We start from the raw sequence: 11369 nt of genomic DNA on the forward strand, positions 1-11369 counted from the left end.
CAATGACCAGCAACAACCCGCAAACCCGCGAGTGGCAAACCCTCAGCAACGAGCACCACCTGGCCCCGTTCAGCGACTTCAAGCAATTGAAGGAGAAGGGCCCGCGGATCATCACCAACGCCGAGGGCGTCTACCTCTGGGACAGCGAGGGCAACAAGATCCTCGACGGCATGGCCGGGCTGTGGTGCGTGGCTATCGGTTACGGCCGCGAAGAACTGGCCGAGGCCGCCAGCAAGCAAATGCGCGAGCTGCCGTACTACAACCTGTTCTTCCAGACCGCCCACCCGCCGGCGCTGGAACTGGCCAAGGCCATCGCCGATGTGGCCCCGCAGGGCATGAACCATGTGTTCTTCACCGGCTCCGGTTCCGAAGGCAACGACACCATGCTGCGCATGGTTCGCCACTATTGGGCGATCAAGGGCCAGCCGAAGAAGAAAACCATCATCAGCCGCGTCAACGGCTATCACGGCTCCACCGTGGCCGGTGCGAGCCTGGGCGGCATGACTTATATGCATGAGCAGGGCGACTTGCCGATCCCGGGCATCGTGCATATCCCGCAGCCTTACTGGTTCGGCGAAGGCGGCGACATGACCCCGGACGAGTTCGGGATCTGGGCGGCCAACCAGCTGGAGGAGAAGATTCTCGAAGTCGGCGTCGATAACGTCGGGGCCTTCATTGCCGAGCCGATCCAGGGAGCGGGCGGCGTGATCGTGCCGCCGGAAAGCTACTGGCCGCGAATCAAGGAAATCCTCGCCAAGTACGACATCCTGTTCGTCGCCGACGAGGTGATTTGTGGTTTCGGGCGTACCGGTGAGTGGTTCGGTAGCGATTTCTACGGCCTCAAGCCAGACATGATGACCATCGCCAAGGGCCTGACGTCCGGCTACATCCCCATGGGCGGCCTGGTCGTACGCGACGAAGTGGTGGCGGTGCTCAACGAGGGCGGCGATTTCAACCACGGCTTCACCTATTCCGGGCACCCGGTGGCCGCCGCCGTGGCCCTGGAAAACATCCGCATCCTGCGCGACGAAAAAATTATCGAGCGCGTCAAGGCAGAAACGGCACCCTATTTGCAGAAACGTCTGCGGGAACTGAACGATCATCCGCTGGTGGGTGAGGTTCGCGGAGTCGGCCTGTTGGGCGCCATCGAGCTGGTTCAGGACAAGGCCACCCGCGCGCGTTACGTCGGCAAAGGCGTTGGCATGATCTGCCGGCAGTTCTGCTTCGATAACGGCCTGATCATGCGCGCTGTGGGCGACACCATGATCATCGCGCCTCCTTTGGTCATCACCAAAGAAGAGATCGATGAGCTGGTGAGCAAGGCTCGCAAGTGCCTGGACCTGACCTTGAGTGCGTTGCAGGGCTAAGTGCTAGGCTCAGAGCGAAGTGCCTCGCGGTACTTCGCTCGGGGCGGTCACAAAGGATGGGTCTTTTGTTGAAAGCCTGCCTTGGAACTTGCCAGACTACCGCCTGTTTTTAGTTGCCTGGCAACCGGTCGCTGAACACAAGCTTAAAAAGAACAATTGGAGCATGACGCATGAAGGCATTAGGTATGAAGAAAGCTGGCAAGACCCTCCTCGCCATGTCCCTGATGGGCGTGATGGCTGCAGCAGCCCAGGCGGACGACAAAGTACTGCACGTTTACAACTGGTCTGACTACATTGCACCGGACACCATCAAGAAGTTTGAAACCGAGTCCGGTATCAAAGTTGTCTACGACGTGTTCGACAGTAACGAAACCCTTGAAGCCAAGTTGCTGGCAGGCAAGTCCGGTTATGACATTGTCGTACCGTCGAACAACTTCCTGGCCAAACAGATCAAGGCCGGGGTTTATCAGCCGCTGGACAAGTCCAAGTTGCCCAACTGGAAAAACCTCAACGAGTCGCTGCTCAAGGCCGTATCGGTCAGCGACCCGGGCAACCAGCACGCCTTCCCTTACATGTGGGGCTCGATCGGTATCGGCTTCAACCCCGACAAGGTCAAAGCCGCACTGGGTGCCGATGCGCCGACCAACTCCTGGGACTTGCTGTTCAAGCCTGAAAACGCAGCCAAGTTGAAGTCGTGCGGTATCAGCTTCCTCGATTCGCCGACCGAAATGATCCCGGTGGCCCTGCATTACCTCGGCTACCCGACCGACAGCCAGGACAAGAAGCAACTGGCCGAGGCCGAGGCGCTGTTCCTGAAGATCCGTCCATCGATCGGCTACTTCCACTCTTCCAAGTACATCTCCGACCTGGCCAACGGCAACATCTGCGTGGCCGTCGGTTATTCGGGCGACATCTATCAGGCCAAGGCACGCGCTGCCGAAGCCGGCGACAAGGTGAAAGTCAGCTACAACATTCCGAAAGAAGGTGCCGGCAGCTTCTACGACATGGTCGCGATCCCCAAGGATGCTGAAAACGTCGAAGGCGCCTACAAGTTCATGACCTTCCTGCAGAAGCCGGAAATCATGGCGGAAATCACCAACGCCGTGCGTTTCCCGAACGGTAACGCCGCTGCAACCGCGTTGGTCGATAAAGAAATCACCGCCGACCCGGGCATTTATCCACCTGCCGATGTGCAGGCCAAGCTGTACGCCATTGCCGACTTGCCGGCGGCGACCCAGCGGATCCTGACCCGCAGCTGGACCAAGATCAAATCCGGTAAGTAAGGCAGGCCTGTAGCCGCTGCAGCAGCTGTCGGGGCCCCGCTTGGGGCCCCGGCAAGTTCGACGGCGGCAGCGGTTACAGCGTTTTGCAGTAATTAAATGACAGAAAGTTTTGCTGGATCGGTTTATCGAGGGTAAGTTGCGCGCCGGTTTTGTTGCTGGGCAGTGATTGGCTGTCATGTAGCGCGGGCAACCCAGGCCCAATTATTTAGAGGACCTCCACTTGCCTATTTCTTTATTTCGCAAAGCCATGCTGGCAGGTGCCGGGCTGACGCTGGCCGTCAGCGCCTATGCCGCGCCGACCGTGCATATTTATAACTGGTCTGACTACATCGGTCAGAGCACATTGGCAGACTTCGAAAAAGCCACCGGGATCAAGCCGGTGTATGACGTATTCGATTCCAACGAAACCCTGGAAGGCAAGTTGCTCGCCGGTCGTACCGGTTATGACGTGGTCGTGCCGTCCAACCACTTCCTGGGCAAGCAGATCAAGGCCGGGGCGTTCCAGAAGCTCGACAAGGCGCAATTGCCCAACTACGCCAATCTCGACCCGGTGCTGCTCAAGCGCCTGGAGAAGAACGACCCGGGCAACCAGTACGCCGTGCCTTACCTGTGGGGCACCAATGGCATCGGCTATAACGTCGAGAAGGTCAAGGCCGCGCTGGGCGTGGACAAGATCGACTCCTGGGCCATGCTGTTCGAGCCGGAAAACATCAAGAAACTGTCGAGCTGCGGCGTTGCCTTCCTCGACTCCGCCGATGAAATGCTCCCGGCGGTGCTCAACTACATGGGGCTGGACCCCAACAGCCAGAACCCCGATGACTACAAGAAGGCCGAAGCCAAGTTGATGGCGGTGCGGCCTTACGTGACCTACTTCAATTCCTCGAAATACATCTCCGACCTGGCCAATGGCGAAATCTGCGTGGCCGCGGGCTTCTCCGGCGATGTGTTCCAGGCCAAGGCGCGCGCCGCCGAAGCCGGCAAGGGCATCGAGATCGCCTATGTGATTCCCAAGGAGGGCGGCAACCTCTGGTTCGACATGCTGGCCATTCCCAAGGATGCCGGCAACGTCAAGCAGGCCCATGCCTTCATCAATTACCTGCTCAAGCCTGAGGTGATCGCCCAGGTCAGCGATTCCGTCGGTTACGCCAACCCGAACCCCAAGGCCGGCGAGCTGATGGATCAAGCGGTTCGCAAGGACGAGGCGGTTTATCCGCCGCAGGAGATTGTCGACAAGCTGTACGTCAACTCAGAGTTGCCGCCCAAGATCCAACGACTCATGACCCGCAGCTGGACCAAGGTCAAGTCGGGCAAATAGCGTCAATCGCTCAAACTATCCAGAGTTCGCCCGCATGGGGCGAGCTGCAAATTCTGTTGGGAGTTTCGTAAATGGCAGTTGCCTCCGGCGCCTACAAGAAAGCCCTCGAGGGCGACCAGACACCGAAGCAGGTGTTGGTCAAAATCGACCGGGTCACGAAGAAGTTCGACGAGACGATTGCCGTGGACGACGTGTCCCTGGAAATCAAGAAAGGCGAGATCTTCGCCCTGCTCGGCGGTTCTGGTTCGGGTAAGTCCACCCTGCTGCGCATGCTGGCGGGCTTCGAACGGCCCACGGAGGGGCGCATCTACCTGGACGGTGTGGACATCACCGACATGCCGCCCTACGAGCGGCCGATCAACATGATGTTCCAGTCCTATGCCTTGTTCCCGCACATGACCGTGGCGCAGAACATTGCCTTCGGCCTGCAGCAGGACAAGATTCCCAAGGCCGAGATCGATGCCCGCGTGGCCGAGATGCTCAAGCTGGTGCAAATGAGCCAGTACGCCAAGCGCAAGCCGCACCAGCTGTCTGGCGGCCAGCGCCAGCGCGTGGCCCTGGCCCGTTCCCTGGCCAAGCGGCCGAAGCTGCTGCTGCTCGACGAGCCGATGGGCGCCCTGGACAAGAAACTGCGCTCGCAGATGCAGCTGGAACTGGTGGAGATCATCGAGCGCGTCGGCGTGACCTGCGTGATGGTGACCCACGACCAGGAAGAGGCCATGACCATGGCCGAGCGCATCGCGATCATGCACCTGGGCTGGATCGCCCAGATCGGCAGCCCGATCGACATTTACGAAACCCCGACCAGCCGCCTGGTCTGCGAATTCATCGGTAACGTCAACATCTTCGAAGGTGAAGTGATCGACGACGCCGAAGGCCACGCGACCATCACTTGCAAGGATCTGGACCGCAATATCTACGTGGGCCACGGCATCAGCACTTCGGTGCAGGACAAGTCGGTGACCTACGCCATTCGCCCGGAAAAACTCCTGGTGACCCCGGACATGCCGACCTGCGAATACAACTGGTCGAGCGGCAAGGTGCATGACATCGCCTACCTGGGCGGGCACTCGGTGTTCTACGTCGAACTGCCGAGCGGCAAGCTGGTGCAGTCGTTCGTGGCCAACGCCGAGCGGCGTGGCGCGCGTCCGACCTGGGGCGACCAGGTCTACGTGTGGTGGGAAGACGACAGTGGCGTGGTACTGCGCTCATGAACATGCGAAAGCTCAAGCGCCGCCTCAATCGAATAATTCCCGGTGGCCGCCAGCTGGTCATCGGGGTCCCGTTCATCTGGCTGTTCCTGTTCTTCATGCTGCCGTTCTTCATCGTCCTGAAGATCAGCTTCGCTGAAGCGGACGTGGCCATTCCGCCGTACACCGAGATCTACAGCTTTATCGACCAGAAGCTGCAGGTGCTGCTCAACCTGGGCAACTACGCGATGCTCGGCGACGACGAGCTGTACATCGCCGCCTACCTCGGCTCGCTGAAGATGGCCTTCTTCAGCACCTTGCTGTGCCTGCTGATCGGCTACCCGATGGCCTATGCCATCGCCAGCGCCCGCAAAGAGCTGCAGACCGTGCTGGTGCTGCTGATCATGATGCCGACCTGGACCGCGATCCTGATCCGCGTCTACGCGTGGATGGGCATCCTCAGCAACAACGGCCTGCTCAACGGCTTCTTGATGAGCATGGGCTTGATCGACGAGCCGCTGCAGATCCTCAACACCAACCTGGCGGTGTATATCGGCGTGGTCTATTCGTACCTGCCGTTCATGATCCTGCCGCTCTACGCCAATCTGGTGAAGCACGACACCAGCCTGCTGGAAGCCGCCTCGGACCTGGGTTCGAGCACGTTCAACAGCTTCTGGAAAATCACCGTGCCGCTGTCGAAGAACGGCATCATCGCTGGCTGCATGCTGGTGTTCATTCCGGTAGTCGGCGAGTTCGTGATCCCGGAACTGCTCGGCGGTCCGGAAACCTTGATGATCGGTAAAGTGCTCTGGCAAGAGTTCTTCAACAACCGTGACTGGCCGGTGGCTTCCGCCCTGGCAGTGGTGATGCTGGCGATCCTGATTGTGCCGATCATCCTCTTCAACCGCAGTCAGGCCAAAGAAATGGAGAGCAAGGGATGAAGCGCTTCAGTTTCTCGAACCTGATGCTGGTAGTGGGGCTGCTGTTCATCTACCTGCCGATGCTGATCCTGGTGATCTACTCGTTCAACGCCTCCAAGCTGGTGACGGTCTGGGGCGGCTGGTCGGTGAAGTGGTACGTCGGCCTGCTGGACAACTCGCAACTGATGGGCTCGGTGGTGCGCTCCCTGGAGATCGCCTGCTACACCGCGATCGCCGCGGTGGCCCTGGGTACCCTGGCGGCCTTCGTGCTGACGCGCATCACCCACTTCAAGGGCCGCACGCTGTTCGGCGGCCTGGTCACCGCGCCGCTGGTAATGCCGGAAGTGATTACCGGCCTGTCGCTCTTGCTGCTGTTCGTGGCCATGGCGCAGATGATCGGCTGGCCGCAGGAGCGTGGCATCGTCACCATCTGGATCGCCCACACCACGTTCTGCGCGGCCTATGTGGCGGTGGTGGTGTCGGCGCGCCTGCGTGAGCTGGACCTGTCCATCGAAGAGGCGGCCATGGACCTCGGCGCGCGGCCGTGGAAGGTGTTCTTCCTGATCACCATCCCGATGATCGCGCCGTCCCTGGCGGCGGGCGGCATGATGTCGTTTGCCCTGTCGCTGGACGACCTGGTGCTGGCGAGCTTCGTCTCCGGGCCGGGTTCCACCACCTTACCGATGGAAGTGTTCTCGGCGGTGCGCCTGGGGGTGAAGCCGGAAATCAACGCGGTGGCCAGCCTGATTCTGCTGGCGGTATCGCTGGTGACCTTCCTGGTCTGGTACTTCAGCCGCCAGGCCGAAGAGCGCCGCAAGCGCGCCATCCAGCAGGCCATCGAAGAGGCCGCGGCCGATTCCTGGAAGCAGCCGGACGTGCGTCGCGCACAGGCCCCGGAAGCGGTCTGATAGGCAACAGCAGCAACGACATCGCCCCAGTTCTGGGGCGATGTCGTTTTCGGGGGTGGCCCTGGCCTTGAGTGCTGCGTCGACTGGATCGCCAGCCAAGCTGGCTACTGCGGGTTAGGCGTCGTTCACCACGGGGCTTACTGCGCGGTTCGCGCCGGCAGCAGCTTCAGGGTGCTGTGGGTATTGGCCGTGACTTCTTCTTCGTTGAAGTGCGCCTGCTGGTACACCCCTTCGATATAGGCCTCGGCCTGGTCCTGGTAATGCTTGTCGAACAGCACGCCGCTTTGCCCGACCGGGTTGACGGTCAGGCTGTGGGCCGGGTCGGCGAAATCGATCAGGCGCCGGGTCGAAGGGCCGTAGGTCACCGGCCAAGGCGCCGGGCCGATCTTGGCCGACTGGTTGTTCGGCACTTCATGGGTGCCCGGCGCGGCGAACGGGCCGACGTTGAAGACCTGGTCCAGGGGCTTCTGCTGGCCCAGCGGATGGCCGTGGGTCAGGGTATGCGCCTGGCCCCACAGCCATTTCGCCGGGTCGTCGCCAAAGGTCGCCTTCAGATGAGCGAGGCTGGCGCGCCAGGCGGCCCTGACCGTGTCGGCGCGGCTTTCCTGGCCGAGGGTGTTGCGGTTGTCCCACCACGGCGAATCGGCGGCAGCAGCCAGGCGCGGCAGCGCGGCGTCGATCGCCCGGGTGGACAGCAGGGTGTCGAAGAAGGCGTCGCCCAACTCGTCATGGAAGGCGGCGTCGGTCAGGTTGAACAGGAACTGGTTGAACAGGGTGGCGCTGGTGGAATCCAGCGGGTAGTCGCCTTTCCACTGCGCCAGTTGCTCCACCAGCTTGAGCTCACGCGGGTCGCTCACCACCTCGCGTAGCACCGGCAGCAACGGCGCCAGCAGGCGCGGGCCGTAGTCGGTGGTGGTGCCCAGCTGGAGCTTCTGGCTGGCGTCGATGTCCCATTTCACGCTTTTGTCGCCGAGCTGGCGGTCCAGTTGCTGGCCGCGATCGGCGAGGTTGTAGTAGCCGGGAATCTCCATGCCGGTGGGCGAAACCGGCTGGAAGTTGGCCGAGACGATGTAGCCGCGCGCCGGGTTTTCTTCCTGCGGGTTGGCGCTGAAGGGGTAGAAGCCGTCCTTGTCCGCCAGCGAGGTGCTGCCGTCGAGGATGAACGCGCCCTTGGCGCCGATCGGGCGCTTGGGCAACAGCGCCGCGGCCCACCAGCCGATGTCGCCCTTGGCGTTGGCCCAGACGATGTTCAAGCCCGGCGCCTGGACCTTGGCCGCGGCGCTGCGGGCCTTGGCCAGGGTGTCGGCGCGGTTGAGCTGGTAGAAGCCGTCGAGGATCGGGTTCGGCGTTTCGAGGAAGGCCCACCACATGGCGATCGGTGTCTTGTCGGCATTGGCCCCGAGCACGTCGTTGATGATCGGCCCGTGGGGCGACTGGCGCAGGACCTGCGTGACCGGCGGCTGACCCTTCACGGCGATCTGCTGCTCGCTGTTGACCAGGTCGACCCACTTGCCGCGGTACCAGACCTGGTTGGCATTGTTCGGGTTGACCTTCTCGGCGATCAGGTCCAGATCGTCGTTCTGGAACATGGTCAGGCTCCAGCCGAAGTCCAGGTTGTGGCCGAGGAAGGCAAAGGGCACCAGCGCCTGGTGATGGCCGTAGAGTTCGAAGCCCGGCGCCGACAGCTGGGCCTCGTACCACACCGACGGCACCGCGAAGCGGATGTGCGGGTCGCCCGCCAGCAAGGGCTTGCCGCTCTTGGTGCGGGTGCCGGATACCGCCCAGGCATTGCTGCCCTCGAACTGCGGCAGGCCGGCGTCGGCCAGGGCCTGCTCGCTCAGCCGGGCGATGGCGCCCAGGTCTTGCCAGTCGCTGGCGGCGAGGCTCGGCGCCAGCGGGCCGCGGCCCTTGGTCAGCACGCCCTTGGCTTGCCAGTCGAGGTCGAAGACTTTCAGGTAATCGCTGCCGAGCTGGTCGCGCACATAGGTCAGCAGCGGCTCGGTGCGAAAGGCCGCGGCAAAGCTGTAGGCCATGTAGCCGGCGACGCTGACGCTGTCTTCGGCGGTGAAGGAGCGCTTGGGGATGCCAAGGACGTCGAATTCGATCGGTTGCGGGTGCGTGTCCTGATATTGGTTGACCCCGTCCAGATAGGCTTGCAGGCCCTTCCAGGCAGGGGACTGGCGATCCAGTCCGGCCACATAGCTCTCGGCACGCTCGCGGATGCGCAGGCTGCGGAACAGCTTGTCGGTGTCGAGCAGCTTGGGCCCGAGTATCTCGGCCAGCTCGCCGCGAGCCAGGCGCCGCATGGCCTCCATCTGGAACAGTCGGTCCTGGGCATGGACATAGCCCAGCGCGCGGTACAGGTCGGTCTCGTTTTCCGCACGGATATGCGGCACGCCGCGCTCGTCGTAACGCACCGTGACCGAGCCCTGCAGGCGCTCCAGCTCGACCTGGCCCTGGCGCGACGGCTGCTTGCTGTACAGGTACCAGCCCCCTCCCGCGGCGAGGGCGAGAATCAGGACGGCAACTACGGTCAGGCTGCGTTTCATGGTGACTCCTTGTTCTTTCTGCGATTGCCTGCCGTGGGGAAGGCAGACATTTAGCACAGGCCTTCTGTGCCGGTATTCGTTGTCTGTGAAAAGTCAGGAATGCCTTAGTCCGTTGGCTTCGGCCATGGACAATAACAGCCCACCGCCAAGGTATGGGTGGCGTTGACCGTCCGGCCTTCGTGCAGGGCCTGGAGGATCGGCTCGATAAAGCTGTTGCTGGAATTGCAGGTCAGGCCTTCGCTGTAGGGGCCGAAGTAGGCGAGGCTGCCGTTGCGGTCCCAGATCGCCACGGCCGGGCTGGCGGGGATCTGCTCCGCGCCGGGCAGGCCGTCGAGAATCTTCAGGCGGCTCAGGGTGGCGGGCAACTGGCCGTGGCTGCCGGCCTTCTGCACCGAGTAGAACTCCACGCCCTGCGGGCCGTAATGCTCGATCAGCTCGGCCAGGTGCTGCTGGTTGCCGACATTGCATGGGCAGGCTGGGTCCCAGAAGTGCACCAGGCGGATGGCGCCTTCGCCGGCCAGCCCGGGCGGCAGTTGCAGCGGGTCGCCGGAAAACACCGCCGTGTGTTCGCTGAAAGCTCGTACAAAACGTCCCTGGAACCAGTCGTAGGCGGCCCACAGCATCACGGCGCACAGGAGGGCGAGCAGGCTGGCAAGCAGGGTCGTGCGGTAGGGCAGACGCATACGGATCATTCCTCGAAGGTCGCGTAGCTTGCCATGCTTGCCCCGACAGATGAATATCGCAGGCCGATAAAGCCCGTTTCGCGTTCCGCGCCACCCTTGGAAACCCTTATGCCTGCGACCTTCGATCCCGACCTCCTGCGCGCCAGCCTGCGGCCCCTGGCCGAGGCGCAGCCGCTCTCGGCCCAGGCGCAGGCCTATCAGCGCTTCTATGGGCTGGACCTGCCGGTCAAGCGTGGGTTGGGGCGTTTCGCGGTTGATGGTTTTGAGCTGGTCGGCCAGGCCTGGTGGCCCGAACGGCCGGTGGCGACGTTATTTCTGTTGCACGGTTTCTACGATCACATGGGCTTGTACCGGCATGTGATCGAATGGGCGCTGGAGCGCCAGTGGGCGGTGATTGCCTGCGACTTGCCGGGCCATGGCCTGTCCAGCGGCGAGCGCGCCAGCATCGATGATTTCTCGGTGTACCAGGCGGTGCTGCAAGGCCTGTTCGACGAGGCCCGGTCCCTCGATCTGCCTCAGCCCTGGCACCTGTGCGGGCAAAGCACGGGCGGGGCGATCGTGATCGACCATTTGCTCCACCAGGGCGCGCAGAGCCCGGCCCAGGGCCAGGTGATCCTGCTGTCGCCGTTGGTGCGCCCGCGTGCCTGGGGTTGGTCGAAGCTCAGCTATTACATGCTCAAGCCGTTCGTCAAAGGCATTGCCCGGCGGTTCAGCGAGAACTCCACCGACCCCGATTTCCTGCCGTTCCTGCAGCGCGATCCGTTGCAACCCTTGCGCTTGCCGACGGCCTGGGTCGGGGCGTTGGCGCGGTGGATCAAGCGTATCGAGCTGGCCCCGTGCAGCAGCCGGCAGCCGCTGATCGTGCAGGGGCAGGCGGACATGACGGTGGATTGGCAACACAACCTGCAGGTGATCCGGCAGAAATTCCAGCAGCCCCAGGTGCTGATGCTGCCTGAGGCGCGGCATCACCTGGCGAACGAAGCGGCGCGCATTCGCCAGGAATACTTCGCCTTCCTCAACCAGCACCTCTGATCGGCGCCTGTAGCGGCCAAGGTCCTCAAGAGCACGACCGCTGCGCGCTCGATCGCAGGCTTCGCCAGCGGCTACACAAAGCAGGCAAGGCGTACGCCTGTAGCCGCTGCCGCAGGCTGCGA

General features: G+C 62.6%; 9 protein-coding genes. 7 read left to right on the forward strand and 2 right to left on the reverse strand.

Annotation, left to right across the window (positions count from 1 at the left end; all coding sequences use genetic code 11):
- The first annotated feature begins 2 nt into the window (after nucleotides 1-2).
- From BLV20_RS05790 to BLV20_RS05815, 6 genes are all read left to right on the forward strand, one after another.
- Complete coding sequence (locus BLV20_RS05790) at nucleotides 3-1367, forward strand: aspartate aminotransferase family protein (RefSeq protein WP_092298191.1); 1365 nt, start codon at nucleotides 3-5, stop codon at nucleotides 1365-1367.
- Nucleotides 1368-1552: 185 nt separating this feature from the next.
- Complete coding sequence (locus BLV20_RS05795) at nucleotides 1553-2650, forward strand: polyamine ABC transporter substrate-binding protein (RefSeq protein ID WP_092298194.1); 1098 nt, start codon at nucleotides 1553-1555, stop codon at nucleotides 2648-2650.
- 220 nt (nucleotides 2651-2870) lie between these two features.
- Nucleotides 2871-3965, forward strand: coding sequence for a polyamine ABC transporter substrate-binding protein (locus tag BLV20_RS05800; RefSeq protein ID WP_092298197.1), 1095 nt, complete (start codon nucleotides 2871-2873; stop codon nucleotides 3963-3965).
- 71 nt (nucleotides 3966-4036) lie between these two features.
- Nucleotides 4037-5179, forward strand: coding sequence for an ABC transporter ATP-binding protein (locus BLV20_RS05805; RefSeq protein ID WP_007928322.1), 1143 nt, complete (start codon nucleotides 4037-4039; stop codon nucleotides 5177-5179).
- A 35-nt stretch (nucleotides 5180-5214) separates the two neighbouring features.
- A complete protein-coding gene (locus BLV20_RS05810) occupies nucleotides 5215-6096 on the forward strand; it encodes an ABC transporter permease subunit (protein ID WP_175540146.1) in 882 nt (293 codons plus the stop codon).
- On the forward strand, nucleotides 6093-6983 hold the full coding sequence (locus BLV20_RS05815; protein ID WP_092298204.1) for an ABC transporter permease subunit: 891 nt from the start codon (nucleotides 6093-6095) through the stop codon (nucleotides 6981-6983). Before BLV20_RS05810 ends, BLV20_RS05815 begins: the two co-directional genes overlap by 4 nt.
- Before the next feature lie 137 nt (nucleotides 6984-7120).
- Here BLV20_RS05815 and BLV20_RS05820 read toward each other — a convergent pair whose 3' ends face one another.
- Nucleotides 7121-9532, reverse strand: coding sequence for a penicillin acylase family protein (locus BLV20_RS05820; protein ID WP_092298207.1), 2412 nt, complete (start codon nucleotides 9530-9532; stop codon nucleotides 7121-7123).
- A 104-nt stretch (nucleotides 9533-9636) separates the two neighbouring features.
- Nucleotides 9637-10215, reverse strand: coding sequence for a DUF6436 domain-containing protein (locus BLV20_RS05825; protein WP_092298209.1), 579 nt, complete (start codon nucleotides 10213-10215; stop codon nucleotides 9637-9639).
- A gap of 108 nt (nucleotides 10216-10323) precedes the next feature.
- Between BLV20_RS05825 and BLV20_RS05830 the strand changes: the two genes are divergently transcribed.
- Nucleotides 10324-11247 carry a phospholipase BipL gene (locus BLV20_RS05830; protein ID WP_092298212.1) on the forward strand — a complete coding sequence of 308 codons (924 nt, stop codon included), beginning with the start codon at nucleotides 10324-10326 and terminating at the stop codon, nucleotides 11245-11247.
- Nucleotides 11248-11369 lie beyond the last annotated feature (122 nt).

The organism is Pseudomonas sp. NFIX28 (assembly GCF_900107395.1).
GTDB lineage: Bacteria > Pseudomonadota > Gammaproteobacteria > Pseudomonadales > Pseudomonadaceae > Aquipseudomonas.